This is a genomic window from Butyricicoccus intestinisimiae (assembly GCF_018918345.1).
GTDB classification, from domain to species: Bacteria; Bacillota; Clostridia; order Oscillospirales; family Butyricicoccaceae; genus Butyricicoccus_A; species Butyricicoccus_A intestinisimiae.
Window position 1 is genome coordinate 72,421 of record NZ_JAHLQI010000002.1, and the last position, 24,483, is coordinate 96,903.

Below are 24,483 nucleotides of genomic sequence, written 5' to 3' on the forward strand. Positions count from 1 at the left end.
GTTACCACCCCAGTCTCCAGCCAATGACACATCGAACCGCGCACAGCGCGCACACGGCAGCCGCCGATGACACGTACATCAGGTGATTGGTGCGCACAATGTCCTTAGGTTCAATCGGGCGCTTGGCATCGCCCAGTGTCGGTTTCTCATATAGCTTTCCAAAATAATACGCATTGCCCGCGAGCTGCACGCCGAGGGCACCGGCGCACGCAGATTCTGTCTGCGCAGAATTCGGGCTGGCGTGCTGCAAGCGGTCGCGCCGGAAGCATTTCCACGCGCCCTTGGCGTCCAATCCCGCCGGTTTTGCGCACAGCACGAACAGCAGACCGCTCAGCCGCGCCGGAATGAAGTTCCAAACATCGTCCATCTTGGCGGAAAATCGTCCGAAATACAAAAATTCCTCGTTTTTATAGCCCACCATCGAGTCCAGCGTGTTGACCGCTTTGTAGGCGAAGCCGAGCGGCGCGCCGCCGAGCAGCAAAAACACAAGCGGCGCAATGACGCCGTCACTGGTGTTTTCCGCCACAGTCTCCACCGTCGCCTTTGTCACCTGCACCGCGTCCAGCTGCGCGGTGTCGCGGCCGACAATCCACGAGACATACTTGCGCGCTTCCTGCAAATCGCCCTTGCGCAGGGCGCGATAGACGCGCAGCGCCGCCTGCTTGAGCGACTTTGCCGCGAAAATCTGCCAGCAGAACAGCACCTCGATGGCAAATGCCAGCGCTGGATGCAGCAGACCCGCCGCATACAAAATTGCCGCCGGAATCAGCCAAGACGGAATCACAACGGCAATCCACAGCACCGCGCCCGCCCAAAGCTGTCCGCGCGCGCTGTCCGGAAACCACGCGCGCAAGTGCTTTTTCCAAAACGAAATCATCGTGCCGATGCCCATAATCGGATGCCACAGGCGTTCCGGATCACCGAGCACGCAGTCGAGTAAAAAGCCGAAAAATACGGCCGCTGCTGTCGTCATGATGCCCCCTTGATACACGTGGCGATGCCGCAGTACACGCGATACACGCGGTCTGCCTGCGCCGCAATGTCACAGCACAATCTGCCGGTGCACTCGCGCCATTCACGCTCCTGCGCGTCCATCGGGACGACACCGCCGCCGACTTCCTGGCACACGACGGTTTTGCCCGCGAACTCCGCCGCCTGCGGCAGCGCCGTGTTGTCGCACAGTGCGCGCTGCACGCGCACATGCAAATCATCTATGATATCTTGTTCCGGCGACAGCGTGCGCGCAAAGGCGCTCTTGCCCTGCGCCGCGCCGCCGATAATGAGTATTGTCATGCTTGTTTCCTTTCTCACCGCAGAGCAATGCCGCCGATGACCGCACACAGCAGCGTCACCGTCTCACACACGGTAATGCACATGCCGCACAAATCGCCCGTGATGCCGCCGAAATTCTTGCGGCACATGCGCACGTGGAATACATAAAACACGGCGCACGCGGCAACTGCCAGCGTGCCGATGCCGTGCGCCGCACAAACCGCCAGCACCGCCAGCGCCAGCTCCCACACGAGCATGACGCGGCTGACGCGCTTTTTGTCCGCGTTGTCCGCAAACAGGTGCGCAAGACCCGAGTTTCTGGCGCAGGTCTGCGTGACAATCATGCCGCCGCCCAAGGCGCGGGCGCCCGCATAGCCGAACAGCAGCAGCTTGGCGCTCGCCGGTGTCTCATAGATCTGCGCAAACAAACCGAGCTGCGCGACGAGCAGCGCGCCGATCCACAAAATGGCAAAGGCGCCGACATGGGGATCTTTTAAAATTTCCAGCCGCTTTTCTCTGTCTCCATACGAGCACAGCGCGTCACAGGTGTCCACAAAGCCGTCCAGATGAATGCCGCCGGTAATCACAACCGGAATCAATACCGCGCCCGCCGCATACAGCAGACTAGATAACGCCAGCTTTCCCGCCAGCAGCAGCCAGCCGTACTCGCACGCGCCGACCAGCACGCCGATGAGCGGCAGAAAGCCCAGCGCATACCGCATGGTGCTGCGTTTCCATTCGATTTGGGGCAGCGGCAGCGCGGAATACAGTCCAAACGCCACCAGCAGGCCGCCAAACAACTCTCCTATCATATGTTTTCCCTCTTTTTGTGTACAATTGGAATGCCGCACACGCTCTCTACAACCCAGTCCGCCTGTGCGGCGAGAAGCTGGTTCATGCGTCCGAGTGCGTGCAAATAGCGCATGGTCCATTCGTCATACGTCACGCCGTCCGTGAAAATATCATTGCTGACGACAACCACGTGTTCACACGATGCCTGTAACGCACGAATACCCGAAACAATGCTTTGTTCCCAGTGCTCTCCCGCGCCGTCCGGCGAAAACATCTCGTTCGCCAGCGCATTGCTCATGCACTCAAACAGTGCCGCGGCGTAGCCGTCCGGCACCGTCATCGTGTCGAACCGCTTGGCGTGCTCCAGTGTTGTAAATCCCTTTCCCGCGCGCAGGGCGCGATGGCGGGCAATGCGCTTTTGCGCTTCTTCGCTTTCTGTTTCCATCGCCGCCACATACAGCATCGGCTTTCCCTTCGCCAATTCACAGACGATGCGTTCCGCCAGCTCGGATTTTCCGCTGGCGGCGCCTCCCGTTACCAGTACCAGCATCGGCTCAGGAAAGCGGCTGATACGCTTCGATGTTGCTGTCATCGAACGTATTGCCGTTGGTGTACAGCGAGGCGGCGGCGTCCAGCATGCCGAACAGCAGCACCGCACCGGTGCCCTCGCCCAGCGCCATGTGCGCGTCGATTATCGGCTTGACGTCCAGTGCCTGCTCGAGCAGCACGCCCGCCGGTTCCGCCGTGTGATGCGAGGCGATGAGATAGTCGCGCACAGTCGGACACAACCGCACGGCGCACAGCGCCGCCGCAGAGGCAATCACGCCGTCTATAATCATCGGCAGGCCGCACAGTGCGCCGCCCAAAAACAGGCCGGTCAGGCCGCACAAATCATAGCCGCCGACCTTGCTCAGAATGTCAATCGGGTCGTGCTGATTCGGCTGCCATTGCTCCAATGCGCGTGTGACCACCTGAATTTTGCGCACAAGGCCTTCCGAGGTCAGGCCCGAGCCGCGTCCGGTCACCAATTCTACCGGCGCATGCAGCAGCGCCGCGGTGACAGCCGCCGTCGAGGTCGTGTTGCCGATGCCCATTTCGCCGGTCGCAACGACGTCATAGCCGTGCTGCCTGCACAGCAGGGCGGTCTCAATGCCGACGTCAATCGCCTGCACGGCTTGGTCGCGCGACATCGCTGGCTGTTTGGCAAAATTGTGCGTGCCGCGGGCAATCTTGCGATGCACAACGCCGCTGCCGTGAATGTCGCTCGCCACGCCGATATCCACCGGAATGACGTCCGCACCGGCGGCGCGTGCCATATGGCACACGGTGGACGTGCCCTTGCCCAAATTTTCTGTGATAATCTGGGTGACATCCTGTCCCGACTGAGAAATTCCCTCTGCTACAACGCCGTTGTCTGCGCACATGACAACCACTGCCTTGTTGCGCAGATCTATGCGCGGCGTGCGGCAAATGCCCGCAATCCGGATGAGGATGTCCTCCAAATCACCCAGTCCGTGCAGCGGCTTGGCGAGAGCATCCCAATGCTGCTTCGCCTGCGCCATCGCTTCCGCATCCAGCGGCGGAATGCGTTCGAGTACCTGTTCCAGTGTCATCGTTTCGCCTCCTGATGATAGGTTTGACACCTGTGTAAAAAACGCTGCGCCGCCGGAACATTGCCCGCAAAATGTATGTGCGGATAGCCCGCGTGCAGCGTGTCAGACGCATGGATGCACTGCCAGCCGCGCGTGCGCAGCGGCTTTTGCGCGGAAAAATCCGCGCCCGGCTGCGTGCTCTGTGCGTAGTGAAATTCGTGTGCAGTCAGGGTCTCACCCTGTCTGCACAGCAGCGAATCGCTGTTTGCCGTCAGCGTGATATAGCCGAACTGCTTCAGTCTGCTTCCCATCTGCGCCGTGCCGCCGCAGATGTCCGCCATCGGCACGCCGGTGAGCGTCTTGTGCAGCAGCAAAAAGCCGCCGCACTCGGCAATGGTCGGCATGCCGTCCGCAATCGCCGCGCGAATATCCGCCAGCATCGTGCGGTTGGCGCCCAGCTGCTGCGCGTACAGCTCCGGATAGCCGCCGCACAGATACAATCCGTCCAACTTCTCCGGTAAATGCGCATCGTGCAGCGGAGAGAACGGCACGAGCTGTGCGCCCATGCGCGTCAGCACATCGAGACTGTCCGCGTAATCAAAGCAAAATGCCTCGTCGCGCGCCACACCAATGCGCAGCCCCGTCCCGCAGACCGGCACCGGCGGCAGCTGCTCTTGCAGCTCCGGTGCCGTGCGGGCAAGGGCGAGCAGCGCATCCAGCTGCAGGCCGTCGCGCGCGTGGTGCGCGAGCGCCTGCATTTTCTGTTTGAGATTTTGGATTTCGCCCGCCGTGACCAGTCCCAAATGGCGGCTCTCCACCGCACACGCCGCATCGGTCGGCATCGCGCCGAACACAGACAAACCGGTGTTTTGCTCGACAATGCCCGCATAGTAATCGGTCATGCGCGGCGAAATGCCGTTCAAAATCACGCCGCGGACGGTGTTTTGTTCAAATTGCAAAAAGCCGCGCAGCAATGCCGCCAGCGTCAGCGACATGCCCTTGGCGGAGACGACGAGCACCGTCGGGGACTGCGTGAGCCGCGCGATGTCCGCCGTTGAATTTTCGCTGCTTGTGCCGGCAAGCCCGTCATAGTAGCCCATGACGCCTTCGATGACGGAAATATCGCGCCCCGCGCTGCGTTGCAGCAGCGCAGGCACCGTGTCCCGCCCACACAAAAACGCGTCCAGATTGCGCGATCGCGTGCCGATAATCCTGCTGTGGAACATCGGGTCGATGTAATCCGGTCCGCATTTGAATGCCGCCGTATCCAGTCCCTGTTCGACAAACGCTTGCAGCAGCGCACAGGTAATTGTCGTCTTGCCGCAGCCGCTTCCTGTGCCGCCGATGACCAGCCGCGGCGCACGCGCGCTCACAGATTGCCTCCGATCAGATACACCGGATTTTGCGCCGTCATCATGTGATAGCGCGCGACCTTCTTCGCCCGCGAGACATTGACGCAGGAGATTTCCACGGCGAAGCCATTACGCTCCAGTGCCTCTATCGCCTCATGCAGGCTTTCCAGCGCAATCGCCGTGATGAGCACGCGGACATGGGGATTTTTGCGCTTGAGCGCGCACACAATCTCCGCCATATTGCCGCGGCTGCCGCCGATAAACGCGCAATCCGGTATCGGAAGCTGTTCCAAGCCGTCCGGTGCCATCGCCTGTACAATGCGCGTGTTGTAGCAGCCGGTGTGTGTACGGTTGCGGTGCAGCAGCTCGACGGCCTCCGGCTTGCACTCCACGGCATAGACCATGCCGCGCACGGCGTGCCGCGCCAGCTCCATCGTGACGGAGCCGGTACCCGCGCCGATGTCATACACGGTCTCATCCGGTTTGACGGACAGCAGACTAGCAGCCAGCCAGCGCACCTCCTGCTTGGTCATCGGCACCTCTCCGCGCACGAAATCGCTGTCGCGCAGGGCGCGGCTGCTGTCGGTCGGACGGTCGTTTTGCGTCATCATCACGCACAAATCGCCAAACGTCTCGCGTGCCAGCTGCTCCGGTGTGCCGGAAACCAATCGTTCGGTCTCTGCGCCGAGATTTTCCGCGATACACACCGTGATGTGCGTCAGCCCCGCATCGGCAAGACGCTGACACAGCACATGCGCCTTGTTTTCGCCGCCCGTGAGCATGATGACCTTCCGGTTGTAGCTGACAGGCGCCAGCAGCGCACCGGAGCGCCCGTGCAGGCTGAGCAGGACGGCATCGTCATACGCGGTATGAAACCGCGCGCAAAACAGCTGAATGCTGCTGATGCCGGGCAGGATTTCCACCGTGCCGCTGCCGCACAGCTTTTGCGTCAGCGACTTCGCCGCGCTGTAAAAGCCGGTGTCCCCGCTGAGCAAAATCGCAACGGTTCCCGTGCTGTCCTGCGCCCGCTGCGCGAGCTGAGAAAACGCCAGCGTCTGCACGTCCGCCCGCACGGACGTCAGACCGTCCGTCAATCTTCCGGTGGACAGCACAATATCCGCGCGCTGTATCGCCTGCCGCGCCTGCTGCGTCAGCATGGCTTCAGTTCCCATACCGGCGCCAATCAAGAAATACGTATTCATGCGTTTGCCATGGCAGCCAGCGTCTTTTCTGCAGCCGCTGCCGTCGCATCCAGATCCGCCTGCGTGTGTGCATTGCCGACAAACATGGCTTCAAACTGTGCCGGAGCCAAATAAATCTTCTGCGCCAGCATATGGCGGAAGTACTCTGCGTATCGTGCCACATCACTGGACTTCGCGCCCGCAAAATTGGTCACCGGCTGCTCGGTAAAGAACACGCTGAGCAGCGAGCCGATTTGGTTGACCGTCGTGCCCGCGTGGTACTTGTCCTCCAGCGCGCGCAGCTGGTCTGCCAGCCAAGTCGTGTTTGCTTCAATTTTCGTATAAACCTCCGGATGGTCGTTGAGGTAGGTCAGCTGGGTGATGCCCGCCGCCATTGCCACCGGATTGCCGGACAGCGTACCTGCCTGATAAATCGGGCCGGTCGGTGCGACCTGCTCCATCAGCTCTCGGCTGCCCGCGAAGGCGCCGACCGGCATGCCGCCGCCGATAATCTTGCCAAACGTCACAAGATCCGCCTTGACGCCAAAATATTCCTGTGCACCGCCGCGCGCCAGACGGAAGCCCGTGATGACCTCGTCAAAAATCAGCAGCGCATGATATTCGTCACACAGCGCGCGCAGACCTTCCAAAAAGCCCTGTGCCGGCGGCACAACGCCCATATTCGCTGCGACCGGCTCGACAATCACTGCCGCCACCTGTCCCTTGTTTGCTTGCAGCAGACGCTCGACGCTGTCCAAATCGTTGTATGTCGCCGTCAGCGTGTCGCCTGCCACCGCCGCCGGAACACCGGCGGAATCCGGTCTGCCGCCGGTCAGCGCACCGGAGCCTGCTTTGACGAGCATGGCATCCGAGTGGCCGTGATAGCAGCCCTCAAACTTGATGATTTTATCCTTTCCGGTTGCGCCGCGTGCGACACGCACCGCGCTCATGACCGCCTCCGTGCCGGAGTTGACCATGCGAACCATCTCGATATTCGGCACCATGGACACGACCAGATTCGCCAAATCCGTCTCGCGCTCGGTCGGCGCGCCAAAGCTCAGACCGTTTTTCATGGTCTGCTCAACCGCACGCAGCACCTGCGGGTTGGCGTGTCCCAAAATCATCGGGCCCCAAGAGCCGACATAATCAATGTACTGTACGCCGTCCACGTCCGTGATGTAGGCGCCCTTTGCGGACTGGATAAAGCGCGGCGTCATGCCGACCGCGCGGTAGGCACGCACCGGACTGTTTACGCCGCCCGGCATCACCTTTTGTGCCTGTTCAAACAGCTTTTCCGAGGTATCCATCAGCCAATGTCTCCCTTCTTCATCGCCTGTGCCAGTTCCTTGGCATAGTAGGTAATCAAAATCTCTGCGCCTGCGCGGTAAATGCTCAGCGCAGACTCACACATAATACGGTACTCGTCGACGAGATCCGCCGCCGCTGCCGCCTTAATCATGGCGTATTCGCCGCTGACCGAATACGCGGCGAGCGGCACATCAAAGCGTTCCTTTGCCTTGACAATGACATCCAGATAGCTAAGTGCAGGCTTGACCATGATGATGTCCGCGCCCTCCTGCACATCCAGCTGGCACTCCAGCATGGCCTCGCGGCTGTTGTGCGGGTCCATCTGATACGACTTTCTGTCACCGAACGACGGTGCCGAGCCTGCGGCATCGCGGAACGGGCCGTAAAATGCCGAGGCATATTTTGCGGAATACGCCATAATCGGGATGTTGATAAAGCCGTTGTCATCGAGAATCTTGCGAATCGCAGCGACACGGCCGTCCATCATGTCGGACGGCGCAACCATGTCCGCGCCCGCCTGTGCGTGCGACAGCGCAATCTTTGCCAGACACTCCAGCGTCTTGTCGTTGTCCACATAGTGGTCGCACAAAATGCCGCAGTGGCCGTGCGAGGTGTACTCACACATGCACACGTCGGTAATCACATAAAAATCCGGATACTTCGCCTTGATGGCGCGGATTGCCTGCTGTACAATGCCGTTTTCTGCCCATGCACCCGAGCCGATTTCGTCCTTGTGCGCCGGCAGGCCGAACAGCATGACCTTTTCCACGCCCGCTTGGATGCACTCCTCGATGGCCTCACAGATGCGGTCGGGAGACCACTGGAACTGACCCGGCAGCGATGCAATCGGGTTTTTGATGTTCTCGCCCTCAATCGCAAAAATCGGATAAATTAGGCTGGACGGAGACATGCGGGTTTCGCGCATCATTGAGCGAAGGGTCGGGCTGGTGCGCAGTCTGCGCGGACGATTGATTAAATTCATAGTTGTTGTTCCTCCAAAAGTCGAGACAGCATGGCGTCAATGGTGGCGCTGGTTGCTGTGATGGTTTGCATACCGGCGGATTTTGCCGCCTGTTCGGTCATCGCTCCGATGCACAGCGCGCGGAAACCGGAAACATCGGTTCCCTCCGGCAGGCTGCTGACAAAGCCCCTGACCGTGGACGCACTGGTGAACGTGACATAATCTATTTCTCCTGCGGACAGAGCCTGTGCCATGTCCGCACTGTTTTCATTGTAATACAGTGTCTCATAAATCGGCACATCGTCAAACGGGATGCACGCCTCTCCCAGCTGCATCGGCAGCTCCGCAGAGCCCTGCGCAGCGCGCAGCAGCAGCACGCGGTCTCCCTCTCCGACCAGACGCACCAGTCCCTCCGCGAGATGCACGGAATCGTAAATCGCCGGTATATAGTCCGCGCGCAGACCGTGCGCCTTGAGCGCTTTCGCGGTTGCCGAACCGATAACCGCGAGCTTCATGTGCGCGAGATTGCGCATATCCATATCCGCCGCATCCAGCAGCTGAATCAGTGTCTCCACGCCGGTCGGGCTGGTGAGCACGAGCCAGCTGTACTGGTCAATGGACGCGAGCGCTTCGACCACCGGCATATTCGGCCAGATGGTCTTGGTCTCAATGCACGGATAGGAAATCACGTGAGCGCCGAGCGCGCGCAGCTTATCGGTCAGCGTGCCCGCGCGGTTTTTCGGGCGGGTGACGGCAACCGTGATGCCGTGCAGCGGCGTGCGGCTGAACCAGTCAAACGAATCCGACAGCGCACACACCGCGCCGACAACCAAAATCGCCGGACTGGTGATGTGTTCCTCCTGCATACGGCGGGACAGCGTGCCGACGGTTGCCACCAGCTTGCGCTGTGTGGGCAGCGTGCCGCGCTCAATCATCGCCGCGGGCATATCCTCCGCCATGCCCGCCTGCATCAGACCGGACAAAATCATTGGCGTGCTGCTGACACTCATCAAAAACACCAGCGTGCCGCGATGGCGCACAAGCGCTTCAAAATCCAGATTGAGCTGACCATTTTGCTTGGCGTGTCCGGTGATGATGTGCACGGACGAGGTGAAATCCCGATGCGTCACCGGAATACCCGCGTATGCCGGTACGGACAGCGCGCTGGTCACGCCGGGCACGACCTCAAACGGAATGTTGTGCTGCTCGAGCAGCTCCAGTTCTTCGCCGCCGCGGCCGAACAAAAAGCAGTCGCCGCCCTTGAGGCGCACGACGTTTTTGCCCTCCTGTGCCTTTTCCAGCAAAATCTCATTGATGCGCCACTGCGGCACCGGATGACAATTGCTCTTTTTGCCGACATCTATTTTTTCGGCGTTCGCCGGCATCAGCGCGAGAATTTCCGGCCCTACCAGCCGGTCATAGACCACCACTTCGGCGTCCAAAATCGCCTGTCTGCCCTTGACGGTGAGCAGTCCCGGATCTCCCGGCCCTGCACCGACCAGTGTTACCTTACCCATGCTTGCTTCCTTTCATCTGTTGTGCCAGCTGTGCGGCACGTGCTTGCGCCTGCTCTCTCGGACAGGTGATGGTCTCTCGCGCGGAATACTTTCTGTCCTCTGACACATAGAGTCCCGTCAGGCGCATGGTGTCCGCGTTGGTCAGCTGCGCGAAGGCAGCGACCGGAGACGAACAGCCGCCGTCCAGTGCGCGGATAAACGCGCGCTCCGCCATGGCGCAGTCCCAAGCATCCGCATCGTGGAAGCCTTTGAGACATGCCGTGTCAAAGCCCTTTCTCGTCTGCACGGCGAGCACGCCCTGACAGGCGGACGGAATCAATTCTTCCGGTGTGAACACGCGGTGAATGCGGTCATCCAGTCCCAGCCGATGCAACCCCGCCTGTGCGAGCACCAGCGCGCCGTATTCGCCGCTGTCCAGCTTGCGCAGGCGCGTCTGAATGTTGCCGCGCACCGGCTTGATATCGATATGGGGATACAGCGCATGCAGCTGCACGGTGCGCCGCGCGGACGCACAGCCCACCGGCTTGGTCTGATCCCACTGCGTGCAGCCCTCCGGCAGCACCAAGACGTCATACGGCGTCTCGCGGCCGGATACCGCCGCCAGCGGCAAATCCGGATGCAGCTGCGCCGGCAAATCCTTCATCGAATGTACAGTGAGGTCAACCTCTCCCGCCAGCAGGGCGCGATCCAGCTCCTTGACAAACAGACCCTTTCCGCCCACCTTGTCCAGCGTCCGGTCTAAAATTTTATCTCCTGTGGTCTTCATCGTGACCAGTTCTATCTGTATCGAGGGGTCACAGGCGCGTATGGCCTCTATGACCAGTTCACTTTGTATGACAGCGAGCTTGGATTCCCGACTGCCCACGCGAATGATTCGGCTCATTCCTGTTCCTCCTTGAGTATGGCTTCTATTTTTTTTGCGGTGCGCGCGGTCTTTTTGTGGTCGCTGCCGTCAGACACAAGACCGACGGACAACCCGTTTCCCGTGCGCACGGCGGGAAAGAAAAACGAGCAGGCGGTTCTGTCGTCCGCCGTGCTGATAAAAATATGCTCCCGCTGACACAGCTCGTAAATCTCATGATTGAGCGCGTGATTGTCGGTCGCGGCAGTGACCAGAAACGCCCCGCGAATGTCCTGCGGCTCAAACGCCCGTCTGATGTGCTGCGCGCCCGCCGGTGCTTCGCCCTCCGGCGCGACAACGATGACGCGCGCGCCGTATCGCAGCAGAACCTCGGCGCGGTGCGCGCCGATTGCTCCGCAGCCCACGACAACACAGGTCTTGTCCGTCAAATCGACAAACAGCGGAAACCGCGGCGGCTTCTCGCCGAGCAGCAAATCGCGCACGGCGTCCGGTGTCATGCCGTCCTCCTGCGGACGGTCGATGAGCAGCACGCGGCAGCCGCATCGCTTCGCCGCCGCCAGCTTCGCCGGCAGACCGCCCGCTTCTCCGGTGTCCTTGGTCACCAGCCATTTGGCATCACTGGCATGAATCAGGGCGACATTCATCTCCTCGGAAAACGGCCCCTGCATCAAAATCAAATGCGCCGCCGGAAAGCCCAGCTGCTGGCAGATTTCCAGTGATTTCGCCGCGGGCAGCACGCGCGGCCACAGGCGCTCCTGATAATTTTCCACCGCCGTAAAGCACGCCAGCTCTTTGCTGCCGACCGTCAGCAGCACGGCGCCCTCGGTCTCAGACAAATACCGCGCCGCCGCCGCCGCGGACGGCACATGTACGGCGCCCTCCGCCTGCGTCTTGGGGCGCAGCAGCCGAATGTATCGGCACGATACCTGTGCACACGCCGCGCGGATGTTTTTGCTCACTTCCACCGCATACGGGTGCGTCGCGTCAATGACAACCTGCGCGCCGCGCAAAAATTCCGTCATCTCTGGCGCGGTCATGCGTCCGGTGTGCACCGTGATGCCGCGCAGCTCCGGCATGACCTCTTTTCCGTATTCTGTCGCGACACAGACCTCTGCCGACAGACCCGCCTGCGACAGTTGCCGGCACAGCATCTTGCCCTCACTGGTGCCGGAAAAAATCACCCGTCTCATTTGTTCTCATATCCTCTCGGCGTCACGAGTTTCCCGTTTATCACGCGGGTCTGGCTGTTTCCGATAAACACCGTGGTAAACATGTCAACCTTGGTATCACGCAGCTGCGCCAGCGTATAAATCTCGCCGCACTCGCCGTCACGACCGATGTTGCGCACTGTGCCGCACGGCGTCTCCGTAGACTTGCTCTTGAGCAGAATATCGCACGCCTTTTGCAGATAATCCGCGCGCTTATGGCTGGACGGATTGTACAGACAGATGCAAAAATCCGCCTGCGCCGCAAAATCCAGCCGCTTTTGAATTTTCTCCCACGGCGTTAGCAAATCGCTCAGGCTGATGACCGCGAAATCGTGAATGAGCGGTGCGCCGAGCACGGCTGCGCCGCCGCACGCCGCGGTGATGCCCGGAATCACTTCAATGTCCATATCCGGATGCTGCTCGCACACCTCATACATGAGCCCCGCCATGCCGTACACACCGGCGTCACCGGAGCAAATCATGGACACGGTCTTGCCGGTCAGCGCGGCATCGCGCGCCAGCTTGCAGCGGTCGATTTCCTTTTTCATCGGTGTCTGCAAAATTTCCTTGTCCCCGATGAGCGGGCGCACGAGGTCAATATACGTCGTGTATCCCGCGATTATATCGCTGTGTTCGATTGCCTGACGGGCGCGCGGGGTCATCTGATCCGCGCCGCCCGGGCCGATTCCAATTACATACAGTTTCATATCATGCTCCTATCCCGCAGCTGCGGTGCTTTGCGCAAAATTGCCTCTCGACAGGCTTCCAGTGCCCGCTCATCCAGCTGGTTCTGCATACCGGCGAGCATCCACTGCGCGGCTTTGTCCGCCGCCAGACGCGCCGCAGCCTGCATTTTTTCCGCGGTTTCCGCCTGTTCGCCCGCCGTCAGCTGTTCGAGGGCGTAGTCCTCCGCGATGCGCTGGGAGAGCAGCGCCCGCAGCTCTTCCATGCGCGGCAGGGCGCGGCGGTAGCTGTCCCACCGCTCCAGCTCCTGCATCTGCTCCGCGATGATGTCCTCCACCTGCTGTCTGTCCTCTATATTGACGTGCGCATCGCGCCCGCCCATGCTGTCCATATCAAAAAAGGTACTGACGCCGGCCAGCCCGCGAATGTCCGGATCAATGTCGCGCGGCATGGACAAATCACAGACCACATAGGGAATCTGCTCCATGCCCTCCAAATCGCTCTTGGTCACGGTGTAATGCGGGCTGGTCGTCGCACTGAGCAAAATATCACACTGCGGCACCAGCGACATGCGTTCGTCATATGCAATGGTGCGGCAGCCCGCCGGCACGATGGTCTGCCCGTGCCGATATGAGCGCAGGGTCACTGTCACCTGACATCCCCGCGCCGCGAGCAGCGACGACGCCAGCCGTCCCATCTCGCCATTGCCAATGACCAGAGCACGTGTTCCGCGCAGACTGCCCAGCTTTTGTTCTATGAGCGCAACCGCCTGTCCGGCAACCGACAGCGGCGCCGCTGACAGGCGCACCTGTGTGCGGCTCTTTTTGCCCGCCGTCGCCGCCAGACGAAACAGCTGGCTGAGCACGGCGTCCGTGGTGTGTGCCTCATGCGCCATCGCATACGCGCGCTTGACCTGCGAGACAATCTGATCCTCGCCCAAAATCTGCGAGCACAGACCGCACGAAACCCGCATGAGATGCCGCGCGGCATCGCGTCCGCGGCGCACGGTAAACAGCGTCTGCGCGCCCTCCGCCTGCGCCGCCTGACACAGCAGCGCATCCGGCTGCAAATCGCCCGCGCCGCTCAAATACAGCTCTGTCCGGTTGCAGGTGGACAGCAGCACGCAGCCCGCCGCGCCGGATGCCTGCGCGATGGTTCGGCACAGGTGCTCGACCTGACTGCCGGTAAAGGAAAATGCCTCGCGCTTGTCCATATTGGCGCTTTTCCAGTCAATTCCTGCCATGCAGATACTCAAAACTCTGCCCTCCACTCTTTTGCATAAATCGAAACGGTCATGCCATCCTTCGCCGTCTTGGCGAGCAGACAGCTGCCGTTTTCCGATGCCTTTGCCGCCGCGCGCTGACAGACGTTGTCTGTGCCCGTGATGCGGCGCACAAAGTCCGACCGCGGGAAGTCACCCGTCACCTGCTCCAGCTGCTGCGCACTGTAAAAGTGCATGGGAACGCGCCACGCCTGCGCCAGCGCAAGCACCGCCGGTTCTTCTCTCTTTAAATCAATCGAGGAGACCGAGGCGACTGCCTGCGGCACAATGCGCAGTGCACGCAAAACGCCCTCCGTCCATGTGCGCAGGGCGCACGGATCGGTTTGTTTCTTACAGCCCACGCCGACATGCACCACGCGCGGCACCACGTGCAGCGTGTGCGCAAACGGAGGCCGTTCCGGCTCGCGCACGGAAATCAGCATGCCGCAGTCGTGTGATGTGTCCGGCTGCACCCCGTCGGGCAGTGCGCCGGCAATTGGAAAATCGCTGTGCAGTCCTACCAGTTCTCCGCGCAGCAGCGCACCGGATATATATTGAATCTCCCGAATGTCTTTTACGGCGCAGCCGTGCTGCACCGCCCAGCTGTCCGCCGCGAACACGCCGCGCCCGTCCGTCGCCGTTGTGATGACCGGAATCGCGTGCACAATGTCCGCCAGACGCCGAGTCCACGCATTCGCGCCGCCGATGTGACCGGACAGCAGCGAAATGACAAAGTTTCCATTCTCATCTATCACAAGTACAGCAGGGTCGGTATCCTTGCTGCGCACGAACGGTGCAATCGCCCGCACGGCGATGCCCGCCGCGCCGACAAACACCACCGCATCCGCCTGCGCCATGCTTTCTTCGGCAAAGGTGCGCACAGACGCATACGGCAAAAAGCCGTCCGCCTTCGCATACTGCTGCACCGTGTGCGCAGACAGCGCCGCCGCGAGCGTTTGGCTGACGCTGCGCCCGCGGTCGGTAAACGAGATGATGCGGATGTTCACTTGCTCGCCTCGCGGCAGCCGTGTGCAAAGCTCGGGTCATACAGCTTGGAGCGCTCATAGGTATCGCCCAAAAAGCCGCCGACTGTAATCAGAGCGGTCTTGGAAATGCCGTTGTCCTTGGCGGTCTGCTCCAGTCCCGCAATCGTCGTGCGGAACACGCGCTGATCCGGCCATGTTGCCTTGTAGACAATCGCCGCCGGTGTCTCCGGTGCATAGCCGCCCGCAATCAGTTCCTCTGCCAGCTTGCCCAGCATGCCGGAGGACAAAAACAGCACCATCGTGCTGCCGTGCGATGCCAGCTTGCGGATGGATTCGCGCTCCGGCACCGGTGTTCTGCCCGCCATGCGGCTGAGAATGACGGTCTGGCTGACGTCAGGCAGCGTGTATTCCGCGTGCAGGGCTGCCGCCGCGCCGCAGAACGAGGAGACGCCCGGACAAACATCGTATGCGATGCCCTGCGCGTCCAGCACATCCATCTGCTCGCGAATCGCGCCGTAAATGGACGGGTCACCCGTGTGCAGGCGCACCACCAGCTTTCCCGCCTGCGCCGCCGGAATCATGACGTCCATGACCTGCTCCAGCGTCATAGATGCGCTGTCGTAAATCTGACAGCCCTGCTTGGTGCGCGCCAAATGCGCCGGATTGACCAGCGAGCCCGCATATACAACGACATCCGCCTGCTCCAGCAGCTTTGCGCCGCGCACGGTAATCAAATCCTCCGCGCCGGGACCTGCTCCCACAAACTGAATCATATTTGTCTCTCCTTTTCTCTGCGCGCGGCAATGCACGCCTGCGCGCCGTCTGACTGCATCAAAATGCCGTATGGATTGGTAAAAATCACATACTCGATGCCGATTTGCCTGCCGGTCTTGCCGCACACGCGGTGCACGAGATGCGATTGGATTTTTTGTGAAATGGACTGCAGCACCGGCTTGTCCAGCCCTGCCCGCCGCAGGATATCCAGACAGGCATCGACGGTCACCGCCTCCATCAGCGTCCGCACCGTCTCGGCGGACGCGCCGCACAGCGCCGCATGGGCGGCAAAAATCTCCTGTCTGGCATCCGCATAGGCGGAATGCGTCTGAAAGACGCCCGCCGCGAGCTTAATCAGCTTGCCCGCGTGTCCGACCAGCAGAATGTTGGAAAAGCCGCGATACACCGCGTAATCCAGCGCTTCCCCGATGAAATTCGAGCACTTGACGCCGCGCGCAATGTCCAGTCCCAGCGTGTCGCGGGCGAAATCCTCGCCGTAATTGCCGGGGCACAGCAGCAGCTCGCGCTGCCCGTCCGCATAGCGGCTGTCCATGTCAATGTGAATCGTGTCGATCAGCGCCTGTTCGCTCATCGGCTCGACGATGCCGCTCGTGCCCAGCACGGACAGCCCGCCGACAATGCCGAGCTTGGGGTTGAACGTCCGTGCGCCCAATTCTTTTCCCTCCGGAATCGAAATGATAACCGAAAAGCCGCCGGTATAGCCGTATTTGTGCGCAATATCCTGCACCGCGCGCGTGATTTGCTCGCGCGGGCCGGGATTGATCGCCGCCGTGCCGACCGGCTGCGCCAAGCCGGACTTTGTGACCCGTCCGACGCCCTCGCCGCCGTCAATCACAACGCCCGCCGGTATCTTTTGCACCTCTGCGTAAATCAAAATGCCGTGCGTGATGTCCGGATCATCTCCGGCATCCTTGCGCACCGCGCAGCGCACCTGTTCCGGTGTGCGCGTCATGTGCTCGATGTCCAGCGTCAGCGCGATGCCCTTCGGGGTCATGAGCTGCATTTGCCGCACCGGCTGACCGCTGAGCAGGGCTTGCGCCGCCGCCTTGGCTGCGCCCGCGGCACAGCTGCCCGTCGTGTAGCCGAGCGCCAGTTTTTTTTGATTTTTTACAATATACTGTTTCATGCCTGCTGCATGCGCTGGTCTGCCAGCTGTGTCAGCACCGCAAAGTCCTCCAGACTCAGCTTTTCGCCGCGAATGCGGGCATCAAAGCCGCAGTCGGTAATGAGCTGCACAATGCCCGCCTTGCCCAGCGAGGCGCCCAGCACGCCGCCGAGTGCATTGGCGAGCGTCTTGCGCCGCTGTCCAAATGCCGCCTTAATCAGCGTAAACAGCAGCTTTTCGTTGCTCACCTGTACCGGCGGTTCGCTGCGCGGAATCAGGCGGACAACTGCAGAGTCCACCTTCGGCTGCGGCACAAAGCAGTCGCGCGGCACGTCGAACAAAATCTCCGCCTGCGCGTAGTAGGCGATATAAATGGAAAATGCGCTGTAGTCCGAGCTGCCCGCGCATGCACAAATGCGCTGTGCAACCTCCTTCTGCACCATGACGGTAATCGCAGAAAACGCCTTGGATTCCAGCATCGCGGTGATGGCGGGCGTCGTGATATAATACGGCAGATTGGCGCACGCATACACCGGCTTGCCGCCGAACTTTTCGCGGCAGATGCCCGCCAAATCGCACTTGAGCACATCGCCCTGCACAATTTCCACGTTGTGACAGTCCGCCAGCGTCTCTTCCAGCACCGGAAACAGGGCGCGGTCCAGCTCAATCGAGCACACCTGACCCGCCCGCTTGGACAGCTGCTCGGTCAGGCAGCCCATGCCCGGGCCTACCTCCAGCGCACAGCTCGTCTCGTCCACGCCGCAGCTCTCCGCAATGCGCGCCGGAACCCACGCCTCTGTCAAAAAGTTCTGTCCGAGCGATTTGGAAAATCGGAAGCCGTGCCGTCCCAGCACGGCGCGTATTGTGTCAATATTACAAAGATCCATGAAGCACCTTATCCTTTATCTGTATTCCATCGGTATGATATAAACAGTTGTATTATACACTGTTTGCGAATTGCTTGCAATCGGGTTTGTACAGGTTGTCAATCGCGTCCAATTCACCGGAACAATTTCGCCGCAGAAATACAAAAAGTCCCGACCAGAAATCTGGTCGGGACTCTTGTTTTCTGTTTGTCGGGGGGTTAGCCCAGAACGTGTACGGTAACGCTGCGGCGGCCGAAGCTGTTGCATGCGGACTCGCTGTTCATGTACAGGTCGATGCGGTTGCCCTTGATGGCTCCGCCGGTATCCGCTGCGACTGCGTAGCCGTAGCCCTCGATGTACAGGCGGGTGCCCAGCGGGATGACGCGCGGGTCAACTGCCACGCGGCCAACTGCTGCTGCCATGCCGCTCGCCGTGGTGCCGCCGCCGGAATATGCGGTAGCTTCCATGGTGATGGTGCGGGAGGAGCTAGACGGTGCGCCGGAAGAAGAAGTCGAAGATGTGGTTACCACTGGCTCCTTGGTGCCGTTCTCCACAATCTTGTTGACCGGCTGCTCCAGAACGCGGGAACCGGTCTGCACGATGGAAACCTGCACGCCGTCATGGTAGGTGTACTCCAGCGTAATCTCTTCCTTGCCGTTGACGCCTTCCTGTGCCACGCGGCTCTTGCCCTTCTCCAGCTCGCTGGTCTCACGGGTCTCGGTCGAGTACGCGATGTCCTTGGTCTCGGTCATGGTCTTGGTGGTGACGCGGGTGACCTTGATGGTAGTCGCCTCGGTCAGCATGGTGTCCTGTGCCGGCTCCACAATGTCGTTCTCGCCAACCTCTACGCCAGCCTGACGCAGGATGTCGGAAACGCGGGCGTCGCCGGTGTGGATGGTCTTGGTCTGACCGTCCGCAGCCACCGTGACATCGTACTTTGCCTTGACGGAAACGGTGTAGCCGTTCTCGTCCTCTACAACAGACGTGATGTTGTACTCGCCTGCGTCAAACGAGGACTGGCGCAGCGCGGTCTCTGCATTGCTCTCGTGCAGAACAACGGTGTCGGTATTGGTGCCATCGGTTACGGTGTAAGTATCCATGCCAACGGCGATAACCGGAAAGGTCATGCTGGTGGTCAGAACCAGCGCTGCCAGCGGAACTGCGCGGCGCTTCAGGTGTACGCGGGTTACCGTATGATGAAATGTTTTTACTCTATGAAGAAAACTCATAAGACTCCTTTCGTCTCGCCATGTACGTAGACTGTTTGCGTATATGGTATCCGCCTCGCGTGCTGCGTCAGCGGATGGAAATTACAACTCAAATGCAATTTGATTACATTTCGGTTACAGCACTTAATTTACGAGCATTCTAGCGCAGATATTCTTGGAAGTCAAGGTTTTTCCAAACTTTTTTGCCACTGTTTACAATTTGTTCACAATCCATTCATATTTCATTTGGCAACATAGATAAAACGGCAGGTTATTTTGCGCCGTGCATTGTGCACATTTGAATTTCGCGCATTTTTTCATATTTCCGTTTTTCTTCGCCTATTTTCCCGTTTATTTTTGCAGTTTTTGCCTTGTCCGCTGGCTTTTTTTTCAATTGCGTGTACAATAAAAGGAGAGGGATGTTTTCGTCCCGCGAAGGGAGGCTTTTGTCTATGCCGAATCTACTGACCGCTTCCACCCTGCCCGATGTCGTGTATCACTACTGCAGCGTGGACACCTTTTTCCAAATCATCACCAACCACACACTGCGCCTATCCGACATTGAAAAGAGCAACGACTTCATGGAGAAAAAATGGGCCATCCGGCAGTGTCTGGAGCACATCAAAAACAACCTGACCAACCCCGCCTATCCGTGCAGCAAGCAGCCGGAGCTTGCCTCTGCGCTGCTCGCCGGTATGGAGCAACAGTTTCAGCGGTACAACACGATGATTCTCGCCGCCTGCTTCTCCTCCGAGCGCGACCTGCTCAGCCAGTGGCGCGGCTACGGAGACAACGGATACGGCGTGTGCATCGGCGTCTCCTCCGGCACCGCCTTTGAGCGCGCCTTTCGCCGCGCCCAGCGCTACCTCGGGCTCAAGGGCAGCGCCCGCGATTTGCCGGACGGGCTGCTGTTCCACAACGTCCAATACTCCACCGAAAACATCGAGTCGATTTGCATGCGCATGTTCTGCATCCACATGCAGTGGCTGCCGCTGCGCGTTTCGATTGAGATGGCTGCCGCCGAGCTGGTGCGCATGATGTATCCGGTGCTGCCGTTTTTCAAGTCCAGAGCGTTTTCCGAGGAAGCGGAGTGGCGCTGCGTGTACTATCCGCCGCTGCCCGCCCCGCCGTATGAGAACGACACCTTCGACGAGGGCGCGTTTGACGAGCAGCTTGTGCAGCAGGTGACCGAACAGCAGCTGGATCTGTTTCGCATGCTGCCCATCAATTACCGCCTGCGCGAAAAGAACCTCGTGCCATACCGCGACATCTCGTTCAGCTCCCCGTGCCAGTCGTTCATCCGCAGCGTGACAATCGGGCCGAAGTGCCCGCTCGACCGCGAGACCGTCAAGCTGTTTCTGGAGCGCTACCGCATCCCGATTGACATGAAGAACATCTATCTGTCGGACGTTTCGTATCGGTGATACATATATATAAGATAAAACATCCCCTGCGCAGACCGTGCGCGGGGGATGTTTCTTGACATATTATATCAAATCATTACAGAAAAAAGTGAGCCGTCTGCCGCAAACAGATAGCTCACTGCGCATAGAGAGTTCCCGCTCTCATCGCTTAAAGTAGACTATTTTTCGTGGCAACCGTCTGGTTTCCACACTTTTTTATTATCGGTTGCATCGCGGCGAATGTCACGCTCTCCCGTTCCGGAAAATCCGGTGCGGGAGAGCTTTTTCATTCAGTTGATTCGTCCGCAGAAGGTGCACACGCGCATCACGCTTCCCTTGAGCGCGCCGCCGCAGAACTGGCAGCGGTCCTCCAAGCACCAGACCGTCGGGCACTCCCAAGTCAGCTGTACGTGTTCGCGCAGACCAAGGTAGTCCCGCAGCGCCGCCGGTTGTGAAAACCGCTTGCCGTCTCGTCCTCCACCTCGCCCAAGATTTCCACGCACTTGAGCGCGCGGCAGCCGGCGAACAGCTTCTCTGCGCACAGCTGCGTGTGGTTCGCCGGAATGGTCAGCTGCTCCAGCGTATCATTTTCTCCGCACGCGCCCGCCGCAATGCGGCGCACATGTGCCGGAACCGTCAAGGTTTGCTCCTGCCCGATTTGCACGAGCGTCTGTTCCTGTATTTCCATGGGTTCTCTCTCCTGTGCGTTTTTTCCAGTATAGCACGGGCGTGCGGAGGCTGCAACAGGGAAATTATTCGCCCAAAATTGCCTTCAAGTCCTCTTCCGGTGTGCTGATCGGCGCAATATGATAGTGCTCTACTAAGAATTGCAGGACGTTGGGAGAAAGAAATGCCGGAAGCGTGGGGCCAAGGCGAATGTTTTGAATGCCAAGATACAGCAGCGTCAGCAGAATGCACACTGCCTTTTGCTCATACCAAGACAGCACCATAGACAGCGGCAGTTCATTGACCCCGCAGTCAAATGCCTTTGCCAGCGCGACCGCAACCTGAATTGCACCATAGGCATCGTTGCACTGTCCGACATCCATCAGACGCGGCAGACCGCCAATCGTGCCGAGATCCAAATCGTTAAACCGGTATTTACCGCAGGCAAGCGTCAGTACAACCGTGTCCGGCGGCGTCTGTTTGACAAACTCCGTGTAGTAGTTTCTGCCCGGACGCGCACCGTCACAGCCGCCGACCAAGAAGAAATGGCGAATTGCACCGGATTTGACAGCATCTACTATCTGATCGGCAGCGCGCAAAATCGCGCCGTGTCCAAAGCCGGTTGTCACGGTGTGCCCGCCATTGATGCCGGTAAACGGCTGATCTTCTGCATAGCCGCCCAGCTCCAGCGCTTTTTCGATGACCGGCGTGAAATCGCGGGCTTCATCAATGTGCACCATTTCCGGATACGAGACCACTTCCGTGGTAAACACACGGTCTGCATAGCTCGGGCGCGGCGGCATCAGGCAGTTTGTTGTAAACAAAATCGGCGCCGGAATGTTGTCAAATTCCTTTTGCTGGTTTTGCCATGCCGTGCCAAAATTGCCCTTCAAATGCGGATATTTTTTCAGCTCCGGATAGCCGTGCGCCGGAAGCATCTCGCCGTGCGTATACACGGCAACGCCCTTATCCTTGGTCTGTTCCAGCAAGCATTTGAGGTCGTACAAATCGTGTCCGGTGACAACGATAAACGGACCCTTTTCAACGGTCAGCGGAACAGTGGTCGGCTCCGGTATGCCGTAGGTTTCCGTATTCGCCTTGTCCAGCAGTGCCATGCAGGCAAGATTTTTCTCGCCGACTTCTAAAACAATCGGCAGCAGCTCATCCATGCCCCATGTGTCCTCTCCGACTGCGCACAGCGCTTTGACAAAAAATGCATCCAGCTGCGCATCGGTATAGCCCAAAATCATCGCATGATAGGCATATGCTGCCATGCCGCGAATGCCGAACAAAATGAGAGATTTTAAGCTGCGAATGTCCTCCTGTGCATCCCACACCTTTTTCATATCATAATCCGCCGTTCCCGCCGGAAGCTCTCGATGAATGGCGTCTATGCGCTGCTGAATGGTCACATCGTTGAAATTGACATTGGTGACGGTTGTAAACAGACCATCTATAATCTGTTTGCTGATTTTCGCCGAAACGGTTTGCTTGCCCTGTATCGTGCGCGCCAGCGCAATCAATGCGCCGGTCAGTGCATCCTGTAAATTGGCAGTGTTTGCCTGCTTGCCGCAGACGCCGGCTCTTCCCGTACATCCGGTACAGCCCGCTGTCTGCTCACATTGAAAACAAAACATGTTGTGCTTCATGATAGTCCCTCCTATTTGATGGTGTCCTTAGTATACCCAGAGAAAGCAAAAAAGTCCGTTGGAAATCCAACGAACTTTTTCTTTTTTTTGACTTTTACAGCAACGGCGCAAACAGGCGCAGGAACATCTGTCCCAAGCGCAGCATGCGGCCGTGTCCGGTTGTGTATTCCTCTGTGACCTCCCGACACTGCAAAAAGGTCCGCTCAAAATCCCGCTTTGTCTCCAGCACCGCCGGATGGCCGATGTACAGACAGCCGTTTTCAAAATGATGGTACAGACTGCGGTAGTCCAGATTGATGGTGCCGCAGGTCGCCGCCTCATCATCGGTCACGCACATTTTACAGTGGCAGAATCCCGGTGTCCACTCATACACCCGCACGCCGTTTCGCGTCAGGCTGCTGTAATAGGAACGTGTCACCTGATACACCATCTTTTTGTCCGGAATGCCCGGCGTAATGACGCGGACATCCACGCCGCGTTTGGCGGCAAGCCCCATGGCGTGAATCATCTCGTCGGTCAAAATCAGATACGGCGTGATAAACCAGCAATACTTCGTTGCTTTGTTGAGCAGGCTGATGTATACTTCTTCTCCCACCTGTTCATCGTCCAGCGGGCTGTCCGCATACGGCTGGATAAAGCCGTGCAGCTCCGGTTTTGGCGCAAATTCCGGCAGATATTCCGCGATGTGCGGCTGTGCATGCTGTTCCTCCTCTTTGCGCTTGACGGCGTGCCAGTTTTCCAAAAATGTCACGGTCAGACTGCGCACGGCTTCGCCGCGCAGCTCAATGCCGGTGTCCTTCCACTGTCCATACGGGTGCGTCAGATTGAAATACTCGTTGGCGAGATTGTAGCCGCCGGTAAAGCCAATGGTTCCGTCTATCACGGTGATTTTGCGGTGGTCGCGGTTGTTCAAAAACAGATTGAGGCCCGGCATCAGCGGATTGAAAATACAGCACTGAATGCCCAGCTTTTCCATGCGCTTGACAAAATCCTTATTGATAAAGCCAATGCTGCCCATGTCATCGTAAAAGACGCGAATTTCCACGCCCGCCTTGGCGCGCTCCGCCAAAATCTCTTGGATGCCGTGCCACGCCTCCGCGTCCTCAATCGCATGATACTCCATAAAAATGAAGCGCTTTGCCTGCCGCAGCGCTTGTTTCTGTGCTTCCAGACCTTCTTCGGCACAAAAATACCGCAACTGTGTGTTTTGATACACCGGATATTTGCTGTTGCGCAGCAGATACTGGGAGACATTTGCCAGCTGCGCATCCTGTTTTTCCAGTGCCTGCATGGCGGCTTGTGTGTGCTGTCCCGTCTCGCCCTCTGTCAGCAGCGGATACAGCTTGGCATCAATGTCCTCATACCGCTTGCGCATCGCCCATGTGCCGCCGTTGAGACCGACCAGAAAATACAAAAACACGCCCAAAACCGGAAAAACCAAAATTAGAATAATCCACGGCGTTTTCATACTGGATGTCTTGTGCTGTGCATAAATGGCGAGAACCAACAGCGCACCGACAATATAGGTACACGTCTGAATCCACGGCGCGTAGCGATTGAGCTTCGTGAACATCATGGCGATAAACACCACTTCCAGCAAAATCGCCAGCGCACAGAACGCCAATCGCCCGACGCTGTTTTTCACAGCGGTTTTGCTCTCTACTCGTGAATGGCTCATTGTTCAGCTCCTTTCCGTTCGTATTGTTCTATTATACCGCATTCTCATGCTTTTTCCAACTATATATAAAATTTTTATATATCCTCTTGACATCGAGAAACTTCGTGCTATACTAAATATATAAAAAATTTATATAT

The 24,483-nt window shown here is 58.9% G+C and carries 23 protein-coding genes; 1 reads left to right on the plus strand and 22 read right to left on the minus strand.

The features are described 5' to 3' along the window. Position 1: 1 nt before the first annotated feature. The 19 genes from cbiB to KQI75_RS03715 all read right to left on the minus strand — a co-directional run bounded on the left by cbiB (position 2) and on the right by KQI75_RS03715 (position 18,971). Positions 2-973 (minus strand): adenosylcobinamide-phosphate synthase CbiB, encoded by a 972-nt coding sequence (gene cbiB / locus KQI75_RS03625; RefSeq protein WP_216469382.1) that lies wholly within the window; start codon positions 971-973, stop codon positions 2-4. Continuing rightward, positions 970-1,293, minus strand: a complete 324-nt coding sequence (locus KQI75_RS03630) for a bifunctional adenosylcobinamide kinase/adenosylcobinamide-phosphate guanylyltransferase (RefSeq protein ID WP_216469383.1) — start codon at positions 1,291-1,293, stop codon at positions 970-972. The genes cbiB and KQI75_RS03630 overlap by 4 nt, the downstream gene beginning before the upstream one ends. A 14-nt stretch (positions 1,294-1,307) precedes the next feature. Next, on the minus strand, positions 1,308-2,084 hold the full coding sequence (locus KQI75_RS03635) for an adenosylcobinamide-GDP ribazoletransferase (protein WP_216469384.1): 777 nt from the start codon (positions 2,082-2,084) through the stop codon (positions 1,308-1,310). Beyond that, positions 2,081-2,656 carry a bifunctional adenosylcobinamide kinase/adenosylcobinamide-phosphate guanylyltransferase gene (locus KQI75_RS03640; RefSeq protein WP_216469385.1) on the minus strand — a complete coding sequence of 192 codons (576 nt, stop codon included), beginning with the start codon at positions 2,654-2,656 and terminating at the stop codon, positions 2,081-2,083. The genes KQI75_RS03635 and KQI75_RS03640 overlap by 4 nt, the downstream gene beginning before the upstream one ends. Continuing rightward, positions 2,619-3,677 carry a nicotinate-nucleotide--dimethylbenzimidazole phosphoribosyltransferase gene (cobT, locus tag KQI75_RS03645; protein ID WP_216469386.1) on the minus strand — a complete coding sequence of 353 codons (1,059 nt, stop codon included), beginning with the start codon at positions 3,675-3,677 and terminating at the stop codon, positions 2,619-2,621. Before cobT ends, KQI75_RS03640 begins: the two co-directional genes overlap by 38 nt. Then, on the minus strand, positions 3,674-5,029 hold the full coding sequence (locus KQI75_RS03650) for a cobyrinate a,c-diamide synthase (RefSeq protein ID WP_216469387.1): 1,356 nt from the start codon (positions 5,027-5,029) through the stop codon (positions 3,674-3,676). The genes cobT and KQI75_RS03650 overlap by 4 nt, the downstream gene beginning before the upstream one ends. After that, a complete protein-coding gene (gene cbiE, locus KQI75_RS03655; protein ID WP_216469388.1) occupies positions 5,026-6,210 on the minus strand; it encodes a precorrin-6y C5,15-methyltransferase (decarboxylating) subunit CbiE in 1,185 nt (394 codons plus the stop codon). The genes KQI75_RS03650 and cbiE overlap by 4 nt, the downstream gene beginning before the upstream one ends. Continuing rightward, a complete protein-coding gene (gene hemL, locus KQI75_RS03660; protein ID WP_216469389.1) occupies positions 6,207-7,496 on the minus strand; it encodes a glutamate-1-semialdehyde 2,1-aminomutase in 1,290 nt (429 codons plus the stop codon). The genes cbiE and hemL overlap by 4 nt, the downstream gene beginning before the upstream one ends. Then, positions 7,496-8,479, minus strand: coding sequence for a porphobilinogen synthase (gene hemB, locus KQI75_RS03665; RefSeq protein WP_216469390.1), 984 nt, complete (start codon positions 8,477-8,479; stop codon positions 7,496-7,498). Before hemB ends, hemL begins: the two co-directional genes overlap by 1 nt. Then, a complete protein-coding gene (cobA, locus tag KQI75_RS03670; protein ID WP_216469391.1) occupies positions 8,476-9,975 on the minus strand; it encodes a uroporphyrinogen-III C-methyltransferase in 1,500 nt (499 codons plus the stop codon). Before cobA ends, hemB begins: the two co-directional genes overlap by 4 nt. Then, complete coding sequence (gene hemC, locus KQI75_RS03675) at positions 9,968-10,858, minus strand: hydroxymethylbilane synthase (protein ID WP_216469392.1); 891 nt, start codon at positions 10,856-10,858, stop codon at positions 9,968-9,970. Before hemC ends, cobA begins: the two co-directional genes overlap by 8 nt. Beyond that, positions 10,855-12,027: a precorrin-6A reductase gene (gene cobK / locus KQI75_RS03680; RefSeq protein ID WP_216469393.1), complete on the minus strand. Its 1,173-nt coding sequence runs from the start codon at positions 12,025-12,027 to the stop codon at positions 10,855-10,857. The genes hemC and cobK overlap by 4 nt, the downstream gene beginning before the upstream one ends. After that, on the minus strand, positions 12,024-12,752 hold the full coding sequence (gene cobJ / locus KQI75_RS03685) for a precorrin-3B C(17)-methyltransferase (RefSeq protein ID WP_216469394.1): 729 nt from the start codon (positions 12,750-12,752) through the stop codon (positions 12,024-12,026). The genes cobK and cobJ overlap by 4 nt, the downstream gene beginning before the upstream one ends. Then, positions 12,749-13,984 (minus strand): glutamyl-tRNA reductase, encoded by a 1,236-nt coding sequence (gene hemA / locus KQI75_RS03690; protein ID WP_216469395.1) that lies wholly within the window; start codon positions 13,982-13,984, stop codon positions 12,749-12,751. Before hemA ends, cobJ begins: the two co-directional genes overlap by 4 nt. Continuing rightward, the gene (locus tag KQI75_RS03695; protein ID WP_216469396.1) at positions 13,981-14,997 is read right to left on the minus strand and encodes a cobalt-precorrin 5A hydrolase; all 1,017 of its coding nucleotides are present in this window, start codon (positions 14,995-14,997) and stop codon (positions 13,981-13,983) included. The genes hemA and KQI75_RS03695 overlap by 4 nt, the downstream gene beginning before the upstream one ends. Further along, positions 14,994-15,749 carry a precorrin-4 C(11)-methyltransferase gene (cobM, locus tag KQI75_RS03700; RefSeq protein ID WP_216469397.1) on the minus strand — a complete coding sequence of 252 codons (756 nt, stop codon included), beginning with the start codon at positions 15,747-15,749 and terminating at the stop codon, positions 14,994-14,996. The genes KQI75_RS03695 and cobM overlap by 4 nt, the downstream gene beginning before the upstream one ends. Beyond that, complete coding sequence (cbiD, locus tag KQI75_RS03705) at positions 15,746-16,897, minus strand: cobalt-precorrin-5B (C(1))-methyltransferase CbiD (protein ID WP_216469398.1); 1,152 nt, start codon at positions 16,895-16,897, stop codon at positions 15,746-15,748. The genes cobM and cbiD overlap by 4 nt, the downstream gene beginning before the upstream one ends. Continuing rightward, a complete protein-coding gene (gene rsmA, locus KQI75_RS03710) occupies positions 16,894-17,763 on the minus strand; it encodes a 16S rRNA (adenine(1518)-N(6)/adenine(1519)-N(6))-dimethyltransferase RsmA (RefSeq protein ID WP_216469399.1) in 870 nt (289 codons plus the stop codon). Before rsmA ends, cbiD begins: the two co-directional genes overlap by 4 nt. 197 nt (positions 17,764-17,960) lie before the next feature. Beyond that, entirely contained in the window at positions 17,961-18,971 is a 1,011-nt protein-coding gene (locus KQI75_RS03715; RefSeq protein WP_216469400.1) for a 3D domain-containing protein, read from the minus strand. Between the two features lie 431 nt (positions 18,972-19,402). Here KQI75_RS03715 and KQI75_RS03720 point away from each other — a divergent pair, with 431 nt between their 5' ends. Further along, a complete protein-coding gene (locus KQI75_RS03720; protein ID WP_216469401.1) occupies positions 19,403-20,374 on the plus strand; it encodes a DUF2971 domain-containing protein in 972 nt (323 codons plus the stop codon). Between the two features lie 379 nt (positions 20,375-20,753). On the opposite strand, the gene KQI75_RS03725 is transcribed toward KQI75_RS03720, so the two are convergent. The 3 genes from KQI75_RS03725 to cls form a co-directional block, all read right to left on the minus strand. Continuing rightward, positions 20,754-21,041, minus strand: coding sequence for a hypothetical protein (locus KQI75_RS03725; protein WP_216469402.1), 288 nt, complete (start codon positions 21,039-21,041; stop codon positions 20,754-20,756). Positions 21,042-21,105: 64 nt separating this feature from the next. After that, the gene (hcp, locus tag KQI75_RS03730) at positions 21,106-22,668 is read right to left on the minus strand and encodes a hydroxylamine reductase (protein WP_216469403.1); all 1,563 of its coding nucleotides are present in this window, start codon (positions 22,666-22,668) and stop codon (positions 21,106-21,108) included. 94 nt (positions 22,669-22,762) lie between these two features. Further along, the gene (gene cls / locus KQI75_RS03735) at positions 22,763-24,346 is read right to left on the minus strand and encodes a cardiolipin synthase (protein ID WP_216469404.1); all 1,584 of its coding nucleotides are present in this window, start codon (positions 24,344-24,346) and stop codon (positions 22,763-22,765) included. Positions 24,347-24,483 lie beyond the last annotated feature (137 nt).